The following is a 16,361-nucleotide window of genomic DNA, read 5'->3' as shown; positions in this document are numbered from 1 at the left end:
GGTGGAAAGTGCCGAACCGCTGGCCTTTGGTGATCAGCGCCTGGTGCTGGTGCCGGCCGCTGGCCACAGCCTGCCCGGCGGCACACAGCGTTTACGCCTGCGCCTGCGCGGTGAGCAGCCCCAGGTCGCCGCCGGCACCATCATCTCGGCGCGGGCGCTGCTCTCCCCGCCATCGGGCATGGCGGTACCGGGAGGCTATGATCTGGCCCGCCGCGCCGGGTTTGATGGCATCGGCGGCACCGGCGTGGCGCTGGGACAGGTCGCGATCGTGGCCGCGCCACCACCAGGGCCGGGCCTGTGGCTGGCCGATGAGCGTGGCCGCCTGCAGGCGCTGATCACCAGCCGCATGCCGGGGGAGGCGGGCGCGGTTGCTGCCGCCTTCGTCATCGGCTGGGCAGGGGGCGATCCCGCCGGCCACGGCACAGGCCATGCGCGATGCGGGCCTGGCGCATCTGCTCTCTATTTCGGGCCTGCACATTGCCGTGGTGGTGGGCAGTGTCGCGTTGTTGATGCGCTGGTTGCTGGGCCTGTGGCCGTGGCTGGTGCTGCGGGTGCCGGTGCCCACGCTGGCGCTGGCGCTGGCGGCGGGCGCGCTGGCGGGGTTGGCCTATACGCTGCTGGCCGGCGCGCAGGTGCCCACGGTGCGCGCGGTGATTGCTGCCTGCATCGTCGTCGTCGGCATGATGCTGGGCCGGCAGGCGTTGAGTTTGCGGCTGCTGGCGGCGGCCTTCGCCATATTGGTGGTGCGGCCCGAAGCGCTGCTGGGGGCCAGCTTCCAGATGAGTTTCGCCGCCGTCATCGGCATCGTCGCCCTGTATGAAAGCCGGCTGGGCAAATGGCTGACGGCGGTGCGGGAGGATGAACCCTGGTGGAAATGGCCTGCCCGCGCGGCAGCGTCGCTGCTGGCGTCCGGGCTGGTAGCGGAATTGGCGCTGTCGGGCATCGGCCTCTATCATTTCGGCCGCAGCGGGCTGTACGGCATCGCCGCCAATCTGATCGCCATTCCCTACACCAGTTTTGTGGTGATGCCGGCCTTGATGCTGGCCATGCTGGCTGAAGCGCTTGGCCTTGGCTGGCTGTGGCCGCTGGCCGGCTGGGCCATGCAGCAGCTTATCGTGCTGGCCGATCTCACCGCATCACTGCCCGGCGCGGTGATCACCAGCGCCGCCATACCCGGGCCGGCGTTCGCGCTGGGCGCAGCTGGTGGCCTGTGGCTGGCGCTGTGGCGCACCCGCGCGCGCTGGTTGGGGCTGGCGCCGCTGGCCGGCGCGGTGCTGGTGGGGTGGGCAGCGGCTGTGCCGGATGTGCTGGTCAGCAGCGACGGCCGCCATCTGGCGCTGCGCTTATCCGATCGCCGCCTGGCGCATGCCCGTGAACGCGTTGGTGATTTCCTGATGGACAATTGGGCGGAAGCGGTGGGCAGCGATCCGGCCAGCGCCGTCTGGTTGGGCACGCTGCCGCTGGCGCGCTGTTCGGCGGAAAGCTGTGTCGCCGACGTGCAACGGGATGGCCGGCGCTGGCGTGTGCTGGCCACCACCGGCCGCAGCCTGATCCCGCGTGATCGCTTTGCCCCGGCCTGTGCCGCAGCCGATCTCGTCGTTTCCGATCGCCGCCTGCCGGATTGATGCCAGCCGCGCTGGCTGAAGCTGGATGCCGCCGCGCTGGCGCACACCGGGGCCGTGGCGATCTGGCTGGATGCGCGGCGGGTGACAACCGCCGCCGATGCGGCCGGCGACCGGCCGTGGCGGCCCCACTGAACAGTGCGAGCTTGCCGATTGGCTGGTGAGTGATGATGCTGGTGAAGGGGAGACTCACATGGCCGACATTATCGATCCGGAACGCGCGATCATCGATCCGCACCACCATCTGTGGGATCGGCGCATCTTTCCGCTGCCGGCACCCGGCGCCTACCCGTTTGAAAAGGCGATCAGCCTCAGTCCGCTCTATCTGCTCGATCAGTTGAATGCCGATATGCGAGCCGGGCACAACATCATCGCCACCGTGTTCCTGGAATGCGGCGCCTTCTATCGCGGCGATGGCCCGGCGGAACTGCGCAGCGTGGGCGAAACGGAATTCGTCAACGGAATCGCGGCGATGAGCGCGTCGGGCCTCTATGGCCGGCCCCGCGCCTGCGCCGGCATTGTTGGCCATGCCGATCTCACCCTGGGCGCCGCCGTGCGCCCGGTGCTGGAGGCGCACCTGGCCGCCGCCCCGGCGCGCTTCCGCGGCATCCGCCATTCCCCGGCGTGGGATGCGGATCCAGACGTGCTCGGCATCCTGCAGCGCAACCCGCCCGGCCTGCTGGCTGATCCGGCTTTCCGCGCCGGTCTGGCTGAACTGGCCGCATTGGGTCTCAGCTATGATTGCTGGCTGCTGGCGACGCAGTTGCCCGAACTCATCGCCATGGCCCGCGCCCTGCCGGAACTCACCATCATCTGTGATCACCTTGCCACACCGTTGGGAACCGCGTCTTACGCTGGCCGGCGTGATGCGGATTTTGCCGAATGGGCCGGCAACATCAAGGCGCTGGCGGGCTGCCCCAACGTGGTGATGAAGGTGGGCGGGCTGGCGATGCCGTTCGGCGGCTTTCCCAGCTTCATGGCCGAACCGATGGCCACGGCAGAGGCTCTGGCCGATGAATGGCGCCCTTGGATTGAAACCGCGATTGCCGCCTTCGGTGCGGATCGCTGCATGTTCGAAAGCAATTTCCCGGTCGATCGCGGCACCTGCGATTACGCCACGCTGTGGAACGCCTTCAAACTGGTCAGCGCCGCCGCCAGCGAGGACGAGAAGACCGCCCTGTTCAGCGGCACCGCCGCCCGCGTCTATCGCCTCAGCCTGTAACGACAACGCCCGCCGGGTGAGGGCGGGCGTTACGCGGGATCAGGATTGATGCGCTCAGTGATAGCGGCGCAGAAGCCCGGCGAGCTTGCCCTGGATGCGGACCTGTTCCGGGTGATAGCGCTGCGGTTCATAGCTGCTGTTGGCCGGATCAAGGCGGATCAGGCCCTTTTCATGGTGCAGATATTTCAGCGTCGCTTCGGAATCGTCGATCAGCGCCACGACGATATCGCCATCGCGCGCCGTGTCGCAGCGGCGGATCAGGGCATAATCCCCATCGTGGATGCCAGCCTCGATCATCGAATCGCCTGACACTTCCAGCGCATAATGATCGCCGGGGCCGAGCAGCGCCGACGGCACGCAAAGCGAGCGGTCGCTTTCCAGCGCCTCCACCGGTAGACCGGCGGCGATGCGGCCATGCAATGGAACGGTGATTGTGTCGTTGGCGGCCAGCATGGCAACGGCGGGTGGGGCAGGTGCGGGACGGCTGGCCACCAGCGTCAGGGCCGGCTTTTCGATCTTCAGCGCCTCGGGCAGGCGCAGCACTTCTAGTGCGCGGGCGCGGTTCGGAAGGCGGCGGATGAAGGCGCGTTCTTCCAGGGCGTTGATCAGGCGGTGCACACCGGATTTGGACTTCAGGTTCAGCGCTTCCTTCATTTCCTCGAAGGAAGGCGACACGCCGTCGGACTTCAACCGCTCATCGATGAAGATGAGCAATTCCTGCTGCTTACGGGTGAGCATCTCTTTCACTCCCATGCCGCCAAAACGGAACATGGGAAGAACATCTAGAAAACAGAATGGAACATGTCAAGCGCAATGCAGGTAACCAATTCGCCTGCCGCCGCCGCCGGGGCGTCCGCCTCGCGGATGATGAGCAACTCGGCACTGGCGAGCAGCGAAAGCAGCGCACTGTCCTGCCGGGCGAACGGCTCAGCACCGGCCGGCGTCCGCCGCGCCCGCAGATGATCGCGGCGGGCACCGTTGGCGGGCAGGGGGGTGGCGAGCGGCAGCGTCTCCAGCGGCAAATCATGTGCTCGCCCCGCCATCCGGGAAACCAGCGGCACCGCGAACAGCAACGCGGTCACGAAGGCCGATACAGGATTGCCCGGCAAACCCAGCACCCGCGTTCCGTCCAGCCGCCCGGCCAGCAGCGGCTTGCCCGGCCGCAGCGCGATCTTCCAGAAATCGATATCGGCACCCAACTCGCGCAGCACCGGCACCACCAGATCATGATCGCCCACCGATGCGCCGCCGATGGTGATGATCAGGTCGGCATCCGCAGCCTGCAGCGCGGCGGCCAGCGCGGCGCGGTCATCCGGGATCAGGCCCGGATCATGCACGTCGGCTCCGGCGCTGCGCAGCAGGGCTGTGAGCATGGCCGGATTGGACGAAACAATCTGCCCCGGCCCTGGAATTTCGCCGGGCAACACCAGCTCATCACCCGTCGCGATCAGCGTCACCCGCGGCCGCCGCACCACCGGCAGCGCCCGCCAGCCGCCGGCAGCGGCCAGTCCCAGGCCGGCAGGCGTCAGCCGTTTTCCGGCACACAACAGCATGCCGCCGGCCGCAAAATCCTGACCCGCCGGCCGGATATGCGCGCCAATGCGCGTCGGGCCTTCGCCGTTGAGCCGCGCCGTGTCGCCATCGCGGGCCACTTCTTCCTGCACCACGATCACATCCGCCCCGGCCGGCAGCGGTGCCCCGGTGAAGATCCGCACCGCCTCGCCGGGCCCCAGCGTGCCGGCCCAGCCATGGCCAGCGGCGCTTTCCCCCACCACGCGCCAGGGCAGGTGAAGATCGGCCCAGCGGATCGCATAGCCATCCATCGCGGCGGCATCGAACGGCGGCTGGGTGAGGCGGGCGGTGACCGGTTCGGCCAGCACACGGCCGGCGCTGGCATCAAGCGGCAGCGTCTCGGCGGGCAGTGGTTCAACCCCAGCCAGCAGCTGATACAGCGCTGCCGAAAAGGGCAGCAAATCACTCATTGTGCGATGAAATCACCTGAACGCCCGCCTGACTTTCTCAGCAGGCGGATGCCGTCGATGCGCATCGTGCGGTCGAGCGCCTTGGCCATGTCATAAACGGTGAGCAGGGCAGCAGAGACAGCAGTGAGCGCCTCCATTTCCACGCCGGTACCATGGGTGGTGGCCACGGTGGCGGTGGCGCGGATGCCGCCAAAATCCCCTGATTGCTCGATGGCCAGATCAAGGCTGACGGCATCGATGGGCAGCGGGTGGCAGAGCGGGATCAGATCGGCGGTACGCTTGGCCGCCATGATGCCGGCAATGCGGGCGGTGGCAAGCACATCGCCTTTCTTCACCGCTTGTTCTGCAATAGCTTGCAGCGCGTCCTTTGCAACGTGGATGAAGCCTTCCGCCGTCGCCTCACGCCGGGTCGCGGGCTTGGCGCTGATATCCACCATGCGCGCGGCGCCGCTGCCATCAAGGTGGGTCAGTTTGCTCACGCGGCGAGGCCCAGCAACTGGCGGGTGGCGGCAGTCACGTCGGCCTGCCGCATCAGGCTTTCGCCGACAAGGAAGGTGCGGATGCCTACGCCGGCGAGCGCCGCCAGATCAGCGTTGGAGGACAGGCCGGATTCGGCCACCAGCGTCTTGCCCATCGTGTTCGCCAGTTCAAAACTGGTCTGAAGGCTTACTTCTAACGTTTTGAGGTTACGGTTATTGATGCCAAGCAGTGGCGTCTTCAGCAACAGCGCGCGGTCGCGCTCTTCAGCATCGTGCACTTCGATCAGCACATCCATGCCCCAGGCCATCGCCACCGCTTCCAGTTCGGCGGCCTGAGCGTCCGACAGCGCCGCCATGATCAGCAAAATGGCATCTGCGCCCAGCGTACGGGCTTCGACCACCTGATAAGGATCAACGATGAAATCCTTGCGGATGACGGGCAGGGCGCAGGCGGCACGAGCGGCCACCAGATAGTCGTCGCTGCCCAGAAACCAGCGTTCTTCGGTCAGCATCGACAGGCAGGCGGCGCCGCCGGCTTCATAGGCGCGGGCAAGGCTGGCCGGATCGAAGTCTGCGCGGATCAAGCCCTTGGACGGGCTGGCCTTCTTGCACTCGGCGATCAGGGCGTAACGGCCGTCCGCATGGGCGGCATGGAGCGCCTTGATGAAACCACGCGGGGCACCTGCGGCACGGGCAGCCGCCTCGACATCAGCCATCGCCACCTGCGCTTTGCGGGCGGCGTAAAGGTCGCGCTTGTGGGCGACGATGGTCGAGAGCGTGTCGGTCATCGAAAAGCGATCCAGCGGGCGAGGATGTCAGCGGCAGCGCCACTGTCAATGGCGGCAGCGGCCTGCGATACCGCTTCCGGCAACGTGAGGCCAGGTCTCACAACGGTAAGGGCGGCGGCGGCGTTGAGCAGCACCATGTCGCGATAGGCGTCGGCGTGGCCGGCAAGCAGGGCTTTCAGCCGCTCGGCGTTATAGTCGGGGCTGCCGCCTTTCAGCGCCTCGTTCGGGTGGCGGGGCAGGCCGGCGTCCTCGGGGACGATGCAACGCGCGGTCAGCGCACCGCCAGCCAGAGCCACTGCGCTCGTCTCACCCGAAATCGCCACTTCATCAAAGCCTTGGCCGTGCACCACCAGAGCGGCACGGCTGCCCAGATGCTGCAGCGCTTCGGCCATCAGCGGCACCGGGCCTGGCGCGAACACACCGAGCAATTGCTGGTCCACCCCGGCCGGATTGCACAGCGGGCCCAGCAGGTTGAAGATGGTGCGCCGGCCCAGCGCTTTGCGCACCGGGGCCACGCGCGCCATCGCCGGGTGGTGGCGGGCGGCGTGGAGGAAGGTGATGCCGACCCGATCAAGGCACGGGCCAAGCCGGTCCATCGCCAGTTCCGGCACGCCCAGCACCATCAGCACGTCGGCGGCGCCGCTGGTGGAGGAGGCGGCGCGATTGCCATGCTTGGCCAGCTTCACCCCGCAGGCGGCGACCACCAGCGACACGGCGGTGGAGATGTTGAGGCTGTGCATGCCATCGCCGCCGGTGCCGCACACGTCCAATGCGCCCGCGGCGCGGAACGGCTGAATGGCGCGGGCACGCAGCGCGCGGGCGGCGGCGACCACTTCGCCAACCGTTTCGCCGCGATCCGCCAAGGTGGTGAGGAACAGGCCGAGCGCTTCATCAGCCACCTTGCCGTCGAAGATTGCAGCAAAGGCTTCGGCCGCCGCGCCTTCGTCAAGGGGGCGGGTGGGATCAGGCAGCAGGCTCATGCCGTTGCAGAAAGCATGGGCGAAAGATCGGGCTTCAACCCGGCCAGAGTCATGAAATTGGCCAGCAGACGGTGGCCGTGCTGGGTGGCGATGCTTTCGGGGTGGAACTGCACGCCGTGCAGCGGCAATTCGCGGTGGTGCATGCCCATGATCAGGCCATCGGGGCTGTGGGCATTGACCACCAGATCGGCCGGCAGGCCGGCTTCGCGCACCACCAGGCTGTGATAGCGCGTCGCCTCGAATGGGGAGGGGATGCCGGCAAACACGCCTGAGCCATCGTGGGTGATCGGGCTCACCTTGCCGTGCATCACCTGCGGCGCGCGTTCGACGATGCCGCCAAAGGCCTGGCCCAGCGCCTGATGACCAAGGCACACGCCAAACAGCGGGGTTTTCGTCTCGGCTGCGGCTTCGATCAGGGCCAGGCAGATGCCGGCTTCGTTGGGCGTGCATGGGCCGGGCGAAAGCAGGATGGCCTCTGGGCGCATCCCCATTGCATCCTGTGTGCTCAGCGAATCGTTGCGCACCACGATGGTTTCCGCCCCCAGCTCGGCCAAATAATGGACGAGGTTGAAGGTGAAGCTGTCGTAATTGTCGATTACAAGAATGGTCATGCACCGGCCTTAGCGATTTGGGGCAGCCCCGTCATCTGCCAACCATCACCCCGTGACTCTGACACCCTTCCAGAACGCCAGCCGGCCCTTGATGTGCGCGGCTTGCGGCTTGGGATCGGCATAATACCAGACGGCATCGGGGTTTTCGGCCCCGTCGACAACCAGCGTGTAATAATTGGCCAAGCCCTTCCAGCCACACACGCTGGTGGTGGCGCTGGCTTTCAACAGCGCAGGGTTCACCGCGTCTGCCGGAAAATAGTGATTACCTTCGACGACCACAGTGTCGGCCGTGTCCGCGATCACCTGACCATTCCATTCGGCGCGTGCCATGCCCTGAACTCCTATTGTCCGAACCCGGCTTGTGCAGCCGTTGCTATCGCTTCGCGGGCGGCGGCAATCAGCGCCCCGGCCTTGGCTTCGCATTCGCGCTGTTCATACTCGGCGACACTATCGGCGACAATGCCGGCGCCGGCCTGCACGTGCATCACGCCATCCTTCACCACGGCGGTGCGCAACACGATGCAGCTATCCATGTCGCCATTCGGGCTGAAATAGCCGACACCGCCGGCATAGGCTCCGCGTGCAGCGCCTTCCAGTTCGGCGATGATCTGCATGGCCCTGACCTTTGGCGCGCCGGACACCGTTCCGGCCGGGAACCCGGCGAGCAGAGCGGCAACCGCATCGACCCCGTCTGCCAGCCGGCCCTGCACGTTGGAGACGATGTGCATGACATGGCTGTAGAATTCGACGAAGAACTTGTCGGTCACCTTTACCGTACCGGGCACCGATACGCGCGCGGTATCGTGGCGGCCCAGATCGAGCAGCATGAGATGCTCGGACAATTCCTTGGGATCTGCGAGCAGGCTTTCCCGGTTGGCGGCGTCTTCGGCGGCATCACGCCCACGCGGTCTGGTGCCGGCGATCGGCCGGATGGTCACGTCTCCACCACGTGCGCGAACGAGAATTTCCGGGGAGGAGCCGACCAGCGCAAAGCCGGGCAGATCAAGGAAATAGAGGAAGGGTGAGGGGTTGATGCGCCGCAAGGCACGATAAAGATCGAACGCCGGCAGCGGGAAATCCACCGAGAAGCGCTGCGACAGCACGACCTGGAAGATGTCGCCGGCGAGGATATAGTCGCGGGCCTTCTCGACCATGGCGGCATAGCGGCCCTTGTCGGTGTGGTGGCGCGGGTTGGCTTCGGGCAGCGTTTCGGGTGGGCGCGGCGCCAGCGGCAGTGCCTGCGCCAGCCGGCGCTCCGTCTCTACAATGCACTCGGCGGCGGCATCCCAGGCGGCGCCCGGATCGGCAGCGGCAAAGATCGGCGCGACGATGAACAATTCGTCCTTCAACCGGTCGAACACCAGCAACAACGTGGGGCGCACGAAGACCATGTCGGGCAGGCCCAGTGCCGACGGGCCGGCATCGGGCACGCTGGGTTCAACCAGCCGCACGGTTTCATAGCCCATGTAGCCGACCAGGCAGGCCAGCGCCGCCGGAAGCTCCGCCGGCACATCGGCGCGGGCTTCGGCCACCAGCGCGCCCAGAGCGGTGAGCGTGTCACCCGCAACAGGTTCAAACGCTGTCTGATCCTGCCGCCAGTTGCGGTTGATTTCGCTGCTGTTGCCGCGCGCGCGCCACACCAGATCAGGATCCAGCCCGAGGAGTGAATAGCGCGCACGCACGCTGCCGCCTTCCACCGATTCCAGCAGGAACGCGCCCGATCCCTCGCGGCCCAGCTTCAGCATCGCCGAAACCGGTGTTTCGGTATCGGCAACGATGCGGGTCCAGAGCAACTGCGGGCGGCCGGCGACCAGCGCGGCACAGGCGCTGGTACGGTCGGGAGCGATGCGCCGGTCAGATGCGGGGCTGGCCATCAGCCTTATTGCAAGCCGTCGCCCGACAGGCGGGTGCGCAGGGTCTTCAGGGTGGCATCGTTCTTGTCCACGCCAACGGCGGCCATGCTGGCCTTGGCCAAGCCTTCGGCCATTTCGCCGGGCAGGGCGCTGCCCACTTCGCGACGGCTGGCCTCGATCAGGCCGGCCTGCGTCTTGGGATCGCCGGGGACGATGCGATCAACATGCACGATGATCCAGCCGCCCTGGCCGGCGAGCAGCTGCGTGCTGCCGGCAGCCCCGTTCAGGAAGGCGCGGGCGGCTTCGGGCACGTTGGGTTGATTGATGATGTCGATCCGGCGGCCGTTCAGCGGACGCGGCGGGGCGAGGCCGGCATCGGCGAGGGCCTTGGCGAAATTCACGCCCTTATTCGTCGCGGCGAGCACCGCATCGGCTTTGCCCTTGGCGGCCTTCATCGCCTTGTCCTGCGCGGCGCCGGCCATGGCGAGCGGCATCACTTCGGCAATCGGCGGCGGTGCGGCGGGCAGCACGGTGGCGGTTTCGATCACCACCAGGCGGCCGCCGCCCAGATCTTCCACCACCGGGCCATCGGCCGGCTCACGCTTGAAGGCACGCGCCGCAACGGTGGCGATTTCCCCGCTCAACGGCGGCTGGCCCTGGGCCAGACCCTTGTCGGTCACCGGGGCCTGGCTCTGGATGCTGAGCGAGGCTTCCTTGGCGATATCGGCAAAGCTTTTGCCGGCTTCCACGCTATCCTCGATGCGGGCGACAACATCGGCCACAGCATCATCAACGGCGCGCTGCTTCAGTTCGGCCTCAACAGCGAGACGGGCCTGCGCCAGCGTCTTGCCGGCGCTGCCCAATGCGGCCACGCGCACCACGTGCCAGCCCAGCTGGCTCTTGATCGGCGCACTGATTTTGCCCACCGGCAGGGCAAAGGCGGCCTTGGCCACTTCTGCACTGGTGGCGCGGGCAAAGCCGGCTTCCGATTGGTTGCCGAGCGCGATATCGCTGGCACCGAAGCCGGCAAGTTTCTGTGCGGCCGCGGGAAAACCATCGCTGGTGGCGGCGGCCACGATGGCCTTGGCCTTGGCTTCATCGGGCACCACCACCTGTTCCAGCACGCGGGTTGCGGCAGCGCCATATTTGGCCGGATCCTTGGCAAAGGCATCGGCGATGGCCTTTTCTGGCACGGTCACACCGGCGGCGATTTTCGCGGCATCGATGAAGGCATAACGGAAACCGCGCCGTTCCGGGATGGTGAAGCGGGCGCTGTTGGCCTTGTACCAGGCCTGCGCTTCCGCGGCGGTGGGCGTGCCGGCCGGCGGCGCCGGGATGCTGGCGACCGCGCCTTCATGGCGGTCAACCAGCAGACGGGCATAGATCTCAGCCACGCCATCAGGCACGGCCAGCGCGCCGGTGATCGGCTTGATCAATTGCTCGCGCACCAGATCGCGGGCGATTGACTGGCGCAGTTTCTTGTCGGTCAACCCCTGTTGTTGCAGGGCGCGATCATAGGCCGCCTGATCGAACTTGCCGCCGCTCTGGAAGGCGGGGATGCCGGTGATCACCACATCAACCGCGGTGTCAGAGGCGCCCAGCCCGGCGCCGGCACCCATTTCTTCCATCGCGGTCTGGCCGATCAACTGGGTGGCCATCAGCTCCACCACGCCCTGGCGGGCGGCTTTGGCCTGGGTGAGGTTGGGATCCCGCTGGCGCAGGTCGCGCACGGTGCGATCGATAGCCTGCAGCAGATCGGGCTCGCTGATGGTGCGCTCGCCTACCTTGGCCACTGAACCTGCCGGCGCGCTGCCGCCCAACGGATCATTCACGCCGGTGATGGCAAAGGCCACCAGGATCAACCCGAACAGGGCGAGCACGGGCCAGCTGGTGAGCGAACGGCGAAAAAATGCGAGCATCGAAAATCCGTGATGGCTTGAACGCGCCGCTTGTAACGACGCGTGTCGCTTGCCACAAGCGCCACCAGAACGTGGAGAAGCGACAATGCCTGCACTTATCGTTGGCAACTGGAAGATGAATGGCTTGGGCGAGGATATCGCCGAGATCGCCGCCATGGCTGGCAGCAGCGCGCCCAAGAGAGGTTCGGGCATCTGGATCGCGCCGCCCTTCACGCTCATTGATCGCGCGGTGATCGTTTCGGCCGGCGCGGTGAAGATCGGCGGCCAGGATTGCCACGGCAACGCGAAAGGCGCCCATACCGGCTGCGTGTCGGCCCCGATGCTGGCTGATCTGGGCGCGGGCTTCGTCATCGTTGGCCACAGCGAGCGGCGGCGTGACAATGGCGAGACCGATGCCGACGTGCGCGCCAAAGCCATGGCTGGCCGCGCCGCGGAACTGGAGGTGATCCTGTGCATCGGCGAAACGCGGGTGCAGCGCGATTCCGGCCAGACCGAAGCCGTGCTCAGCAGCCAACTTGCCGGCTCGCTGCCCGACGATGCCGAAGGGCTGATCATTGCCTATGAGCCGGTGTGGGCCATTGGCACCGGCCTCACCCCCACGCTGGGCGATGTGGAGACAGCCCATGCCCATATCCGCAGCCAGATCGTGGCCCGCTTCGGCCCGGCCGGCCACGGCGTGCGTATCCTCTATGGCGGCTCGGTTACGCCCGCCAACGCTGGCGATCTGCTGCGTGTGGCCGATGTGGGCGGTGTGCTGGTGGGCGGGGCGAGCCTGACGGCGCAGAGCCTGCTGGCGATTGCAGCCGCCGCGCCGTAACGCGGCCCTTTGACAAGTGCTGCCTTGATTGCGCACCCGCGCGAAGCCATGTATGGCGCGACTCCACATACTGTCCGTTCGCAACGAAAGCCTGCCCGCCCGTGATTACCTTCCTGCTTGTCATCCACGGCTTGATCACACTCGCGCTGGTGGCGGTGATCCTGCTTCAGCGTTCCGAAGGCGGGGCGCTGGGCATTGGCGGCGGCGGTGGCGGCGGCCTGATGACGGCGCGCGGCGCGGCGAATCTGCTCACCCGCGCCACCACCATCCTGGCGGCGCTGTTCATCGTCATGTCGATCCTGCTGGCTGTGCTGGCCGCCGGCACCAACAAGGCCCGGGTGATCGATCCCACCGTGGCGGCCAAGACAGCGCCAATCGCGCCGGCCCCCGGCGCCCCTGCGCCAGCTGCGCCGGCGCAGTTGCCGGGCCTGCCCGGCGTTCCGGTCGCGCAGTAATCCGCTTCGCGCGTGGCCGGCGACAGCAAACCCGGCCAGTTGCGCCAAATTTTCGGCGGCGCCGCCGGCAATCTGGTCGAATGGTATGATTGGTATGCCTATTCGGCCTTCGCGCTCTATTTCGGGCCGCGTTTTTTCCCGCCGGGTGATGATCTTGTCGCGGCGCTGAAAAGCGCTGCCATCTTTGCCGTCGGCTTCCTGATGCGGCCGATCGGTTCGTGGCTGCTCGGCGCCTGGGCCGACAAGCGCGGCCGCAAATCGGCACTTACGCTTTCCGTCGCGATGATGTGTTCGGGCTCGCTGCTGATCGCGGTGGCCCCCACTTACGATGATGTCGGGCTGTTGGCCCCGGCGATCCTGTTGCTGGCGCGGCTGGTACAGGGATTGTCCGTCGGCGGCGAATATGGCGCCTCGGCCACCTTCATGAGCGAGGTGACGCGCGCCAAGTGGCGGGGTTTCCTCGCCAGCTTCCAATATGTGACGTTGGTGGGCGGGCAGTTGCTGGCGCTGGCGCTGCTGGTGCTGCTGCAATCGCAGATGGACGACGCGGCGCTGAAGGATTGGGGCTGGCGCATTCCATTCGTGGTCGGCGCGGCCTGCGCGGTGCTGGTGTTCTGGCTGCGCACCGGGCTGCATGAAACCGAAGCCTTTGAAAATGCGGTGATCCCGCCCGGAACGCTGCTGCAGCGCCTGCTTGCTCATCCGCGCGAGCTGTTGATCGTGCTGGCGCTCACCGCTGGCGGCAGCCTGTGGTTCTATACCTTCACCACCTACATGCAGAAATATCTGGTGCTGTCGGCCGGCTGGACCAAGCAGGAGGCCACATCTGCTTCTGCTATCGCCTTGCTGGCCTATGCCGCCATGCAGCCGCTGTTCGGCGCGGCCTCCGATCTGCTCGGCCGGCGCACGCTGCTGGTTGGTTTCGGCATCATGTCGACGCTGGCGACGGTGCCGGCGCTTACCGCGCTGGGCACGGCGAAGCCGGGTGTCGAGGGCCTGGCGTTGATGATTGGCTGCCTGGCCATCTTGTCCTGCTACACCGCGATTTCCGGCGTTGTGAAGGCCGAGATGTTCCCGGCCCACATCCGCGCGCTGGGCGTCGGCATGCCCTATGCGCTGGGCGTCGCCATCTTTGGCGGATCGGCCGAATATGTGGCGCTGGCCTTCAAGGGCGCTGGCATTGAATCCGGATTCTTCTGGTATGTCACCTTAATGGCCGGCATCGCGTTGGTGGCCGCCCTGTCGCTGCCCGACACGCGGGCCAACAGCCGCATCGAAACGGATTGAAAACAAACGGCTCAGCCGGCCTGCCGCAGTTGGGCTTAAACCCGGATCGGCGCATCCTGAAGTGGTGATGCAATCCCGCCTTGTTCCCTCCATGGCGCTGGCGTTGCTGCTGGCCGGCTGTGGCGGCGCTGGTGGCGGCGGGGTTGGCACCGTGCCCGCGCCGCCACCGGCGCCCACACCCACACCCACACCCACACCCGCGCCCGCGCCCGCTCCGGCGCCTACACCCACCCCTAGCGCCTTTGACACGGTGGAATATCGCCGTTCCAATGGCGCAGTGCAGGTGCAGGCACTGGCCGCCTATGATCGCGGCTTTTCCGGCAGTGGCATCACCGTTGCCGTGATCGATTCCGGTGTGAACCCGGCCCTGCCCGAGTTTTCAGGCCGCATCTCGCCGGCCAGCCGTGATGTCGCCGCTGCCCGGGCGCTGGCTGATGAACGCGGTCATGGCACCTCGGTTACCGGAATCCTGCTGGCGGCGCGCGACGGCGTGAACATGCACGGCGTTGCCCCGCAGGCGACATTATTGGCTTTGCGCGCCGATACGCCGGGCAGTTGCGACGATCAGGGCTGTTCCTATGCCAGCCCGGCCATTGCCGCCGGTCTGCAGGCGGCGGCCGATGCCCGCGCGCGCGTCGTCAACATGTCGTTGGGCGGGGGTTCCACCACGGCAGCTGTGCGCGCCGCCGCCGGGCAACTGGCCAGTGCTGGCAGCATATTGGTGCTATCGGCTGGCAATGAAGGCCTATCCACGCCGCAGAGTTTTGCCAATCAACTCATCGCCGTCAGCCAGGCCACCACCATCGTGGTCGGCGCGGTCAACGCCAGCAATGAAATCGCCAGCTTCTCCAACCGCGCCGGAGTGTTGGCACCAAACTATCTGGTGGCGCCCGGGGTGGAGTTGCGCAGCTTCAACCAGGATGGTGCCACCTTCCTCTACAGCGGCACGTCGGTGGCGGCGCCGGTCGTTTCCGGTGCCGCGGCGCTGCTGGCGCAGGCCTTCCCGGCGCTGTCGGGTGCGCAGATCGTCGATATCCTGCTGCGCTCTGCCGACGATCTGGGCGCAACCGGCACCGACGAGATTTATGGCCGCGGCCTGCTCAACATCGCCCGTGCCTTCCAGCCGCTGGGCGCCAGCAGCATCGGCGGGCAACCCGTGGCGATCACCATTGGCGGTTCACTCGGCGCGGCCTTGGGCGATGGCGGGCCGCTCACCAGTGCGCTGGCCGGTGTGGTGATCGAGGACGGTTATGGACGGCCCTTCACAGTTCATCTGGCCCAAGGCTTTGTAACAGCCCCGCCGGGCCGGTTGGCCGCGCAACTGCTGGCCACACCGGTGGAAAGCGCCGTCACCAGCAGCGGCGGTACCAGCACCGCCTTCGCGCTGCTCGGCGACAGCCGAGGACTGTGGGCCGGCGATCGTGCCACCATGGCGGCGCTCGCCTCCGGTCAGCAGCGGCAGGCCAGTCCGGTGGGCCATGTCCGCCTCTTGCTCTCCGGCGGCTCCGTGCTGGTCGCCGGCCATGGACAGGCGGTGGCCGGGCTGGTGGCCTTGGCTGATCCGTCTGGACGCAGCACCGCTCTCATCACCGCTGATCCCGCCCTGCCGCTGGGCAGCCGACCGCTGGGCGCAGCGGCGCTTTCGCAGCCCTTGGGCGGTGGCTTCACCTTGGCGGCCGGTTTCGGCCAATCCGTGCTGCCGGCGCAGGATCGCCAGTCCGCCGCCCTGCAATCCACCGCGCTGTTCCACCTGTCGCGCGCCGTGATGCCAGGGCTGGAACTGGCGGCGCTGCTGCGGGTTGATGCGGAACGCGGCAGCCTGCTGGGCACGCGGCTTTCGACCGGCTTTGGCTTGGCCGGCGGCACCACCACCAGCCTTGGACTGTCCGCCCGGCTGGCACTCGGCCCGCGCGCGCGGCTTTCGGGCGAATGGCGCCGGGCCAGCAGTCGGATCGATCTGGCGGGCGGCGGCCTCATCGCGGCTGCGGGTCGCTTCAGCGGTAACGCCGCCAGCGCCGCGCTGGCGCTCGATGACGTTGTAGCGCCCGGCGACACACTCACGCTCGCCATCACCCGGCCGCTGGCGCTGGCTGGCCCCCTGTGGCTGCTCGGCGCTGCCGATCCAGTGCGCGCCGGTCCATCTGTGCGCGAAACCGCAGCCGAGGCACTCTACGCCCTCCCGCTCGGCCCTGGCCAGTTGCAGTTCAGCCTGTTCCACCGCACCCAGCCCGGCCACATCGCTGCCAGCCCTGATGACGATGGTGCCGCGGTGCGGTTTCACTGGCGCTGGTAGCTTCGTCCACAGCGAAATTGCCTTGCAGGCCACGCGGGGGCTGGCGCGCTGCT

15 protein-coding genes are annotated in these 16,361 nt (G+C 67.3%); 6 read left to right on the top strand and 9 right to left on the bottom strand.

Annotated features, from left to right (window positions below):
• Positions 1–428: 428 nt before the first annotated feature.
• Complete coding sequence (locus Q7O19_RS01650) at positions 429–1,625, top strand: ComEC/Rec2 family competence protein (RefSeq protein WP_303808268.1); 1,197 nt, start codon at positions 429–431, stop codon at positions 1,623–1,625.
• 190 nt (positions 1,626–1,815) lie between these two features.
• Positions 1,816–2,844: an amidohydrolase gene (locus Q7O19_RS01645; protein WP_303808266.1), complete on the top strand. Its 1,029-nt coding sequence runs from the start codon at positions 1,816–1,818 to the stop codon at positions 2,842–2,844.
• A 54-nt stretch (positions 2,845–2,898) separates the two neighbouring features.
• Here the strand turns inward: Q7O19_RS01645 and lexA are convergent, their stop codons facing one another.
• Genes lexA through Q7O19_RS01600 form a run of 9 tightly spaced genes read right to left on the bottom strand, consistent with a single transcriptional unit; the run spans position 2,899 to position 11,456 of the window.
• Positions 2,899–3,582 (bottom strand): transcriptional repressor LexA, encoded by a 684-nt coding sequence (gene lexA, locus Q7O19_RS01640; protein ID WP_303808288.1) that lies wholly within the window; start codon positions 3,580–3,582, stop codon positions 2,899–2,901.
• A 44-nt stretch (positions 3,583–3,626) separates the two neighbouring features.
• Complete coding sequence (glp, locus tag Q7O19_RS01635) at positions 3,627–4,826, bottom strand: gephyrin-like molybdotransferase Glp (RefSeq protein WP_303808264.1); 1,200 nt, start codon at positions 4,824–4,826, stop codon at positions 3,627–3,629.
• Positions 4,823–5,305 (bottom strand): cyclic pyranopterin monophosphate synthase MoaC, encoded by a 483-nt coding sequence (gene moaC, locus Q7O19_RS01630; protein WP_303808263.1) that lies wholly within the window; start codon positions 5,303–5,305, stop codon positions 4,823–4,825. Before moaC ends, glp begins: the two co-directional genes overlap by 4 nt.
• Entirely contained in the window at positions 5,302–6,093 is a 792-nt protein-coding gene (gene trpC / locus Q7O19_RS01625) for an indole-3-glycerol phosphate synthase TrpC (protein WP_303808261.1), read from the bottom strand. The genes moaC and trpC overlap by 4 nt, the downstream gene beginning before the upstream one ends.
• Complete coding sequence (gene trpD, locus Q7O19_RS01620) at positions 6,090–7,073, bottom strand: anthranilate phosphoribosyltransferase (RefSeq protein ID WP_303808260.1); 984 nt, start codon at positions 7,071–7,073, stop codon at positions 6,090–6,092. The genes trpC and trpD overlap by 4 nt, the downstream gene beginning before the upstream one ends.
• A complete protein-coding gene (locus Q7O19_RS01615; RefSeq protein ID WP_303783418.1) occupies positions 7,070–7,684 on the bottom strand; it encodes an aminodeoxychorismate/anthranilate synthase component II in 615 nt (204 codons plus the stop codon). Before Q7O19_RS01615 ends, trpD begins: the two co-directional genes overlap by 4 nt.
• A 45-nt stretch (positions 7,685–7,729) precedes the next feature.
• On the bottom strand, positions 7,730–8,014 hold the full coding sequence (locus Q7O19_RS01610) for a DUF427 domain-containing protein (protein WP_303783421.1): 285 nt from the start codon (positions 8,012–8,014) through the stop codon (positions 7,730–7,732).
• Between the two features lie 11 nt (positions 8,015–8,025).
• Positions 8,026–9,558 (bottom strand): anthranilate synthase component I family protein, encoded by a 1,533-nt coding sequence (locus tag Q7O19_RS01605; protein WP_303808258.1) that lies wholly within the window; start codon positions 9,556–9,558, stop codon positions 8,026–8,028.
• A gap of 5 nt (positions 9,559–9,563) precedes the next feature.
• Positions 9,564–11,456, bottom strand: coding sequence for a peptidylprolyl isomerase (locus tag Q7O19_RS01600; RefSeq protein ID WP_303808257.1), 1,893 nt, complete (start codon positions 11,454–11,456; stop codon positions 9,564–9,566).
• Between the two features lie 85 nt (positions 11,457–11,541).
• Between Q7O19_RS01600 and tpiA the strand changes: the two genes are divergently transcribed.
• From tpiA to Q7O19_RS01580, 4 genes are all read left to right on the top strand, one after another.
• Entirely contained in the window at positions 11,542–12,273 is a 732-nt protein-coding gene (gene tpiA, locus Q7O19_RS01595; RefSeq protein WP_303808256.1) for a triose-phosphate isomerase, read from the top strand.
• Positions 12,274–12,374: 101 nt separating this feature from the next.
• Positions 12,375–12,728 (top strand): preprotein translocase subunit SecG, encoded by a 354-nt coding sequence (gene secG, locus Q7O19_RS01590; protein WP_303808255.1) that lies wholly within the window; start codon positions 12,375–12,377, stop codon positions 12,726–12,728.
• Between the two features lie 12 nt (positions 12,729–12,740).
• Positions 12,741–14,015: an MFS transporter gene (locus Q7O19_RS01585; RefSeq protein WP_303808253.1), complete on the top strand. Its 1,275-nt coding sequence runs from the start codon at positions 12,741–12,743 to the stop codon at positions 14,013–14,015.
• Positions 14,016–14,082: 67 nt separating this feature from the next.
• Positions 14,083–16,308: a S8 family peptidase gene (locus tag Q7O19_RS01580; RefSeq protein WP_303808251.1), complete on the top strand. Its 2,226-nt coding sequence runs from the start codon at positions 14,083–14,085 to the stop codon at positions 16,306–16,308.
• The last annotated feature ends 53 nt before the right edge of the window (positions 16,309–16,361 follow it).

It is taken from the genome of Sandarakinorhabdus limnophila DSM 17366 (assembly GCF_945882885.1).
In the GTDB taxonomy this organism is placed as follows: Bacteria; Pseudomonadota; Alphaproteobacteria; order Sphingomonadales; family Sphingomonadaceae; genus Sandarakinorhabdus; species Sandarakinorhabdus limnophila_A.
Note: the sequence above shows the minus strand (reverse complement) of the source record. Positions and strands in the feature narration are given on the sequence as shown.

What these genes read in the sequence shown, in the direction of transcription:
- trpD (WP_303808260.1), bottom strand. Translation starts at nt 7,073, where the DNA reads ATGAGCCTGCTGCCTGATCCCACCCGCCCCCTTGACGAAGGCGCGGCG.
- Q7O19_RS01580 (WP_303808251.1), top strand. Translation starts at nt 14,083, where the DNA reads ATGCAATCCCGCCTTGTTCCCTCCATGGCGCTGGCGTTGCTGCTGGCC.
- glp (WP_303808264.1), bottom strand. Translation starts at nt 4,826, where the DNA reads ATGAGTGATTTGCTGCCCTTTTCGGCAGCGCTGTATCAGCTGCTGGCT.
- Q7O19_RS01615 (WP_303783418.1), bottom strand. Translation starts at nt 7,684, where the DNA reads ATGACCATTCTTGTAATCGACAATTACGACAGCTTCACCTTCAACCTC.
- Q7O19_RS01605 (WP_303808258.1), bottom strand. Translation starts at nt 9,558, where the DNA reads ATGGCCAGCCCCGCATCTGACCGGCGCATCGCTCCCGACCGTACCAGC.
- Q7O19_RS01610 (WP_303783421.1), bottom strand. Translation starts at nt 8,014, where the DNA reads ATGGCACGCGCCGAATGGAATGGTCAGGTGATCGCGGACACGGCCGAC.
- lexA (WP_303808288.1), bottom strand. Translation starts at nt 3,582, where the DNA reads ATGCTCACCCGTAAGCAGCAGGAATTGCTCATCTTCATCGATGAGCGG.
- tpiA (WP_303808256.1), top strand. Translation starts at nt 11,542, where the DNA reads ATGCCTGCACTTATCGTTGGCAACTGGAAGATGAATGGCTTGGGCGAG.
- Q7O19_RS01645 (WP_303808266.1), top strand. Translation starts at nt 1,816, where the DNA reads ATGGCCGACATTATCGATCCGGAACGCGCGATCATCGATCCGCACCAC.
- Q7O19_RS01600 (WP_303808257.1), bottom strand. Translation starts at nt 11,456, where the DNA reads ATGCTCGCATTTTTTCGCCGTTCGCTCACCAGCTGGCCCGTGCTCGCC.
- Q7O19_RS01650 (WP_303808268.1), top strand. Translation starts at nt 429, where the DNA reads ATGCGCGATGCGGGCCTGGCGCATCTGCTCTCTATTTCGGGCCTGCAC.
- trpC (WP_303808261.1), bottom strand. Translation starts at nt 6,093, where the DNA reads ATGACCGACACGCTCTCGACCATCGTCGCCCACAAGCGCGACCTTTAC.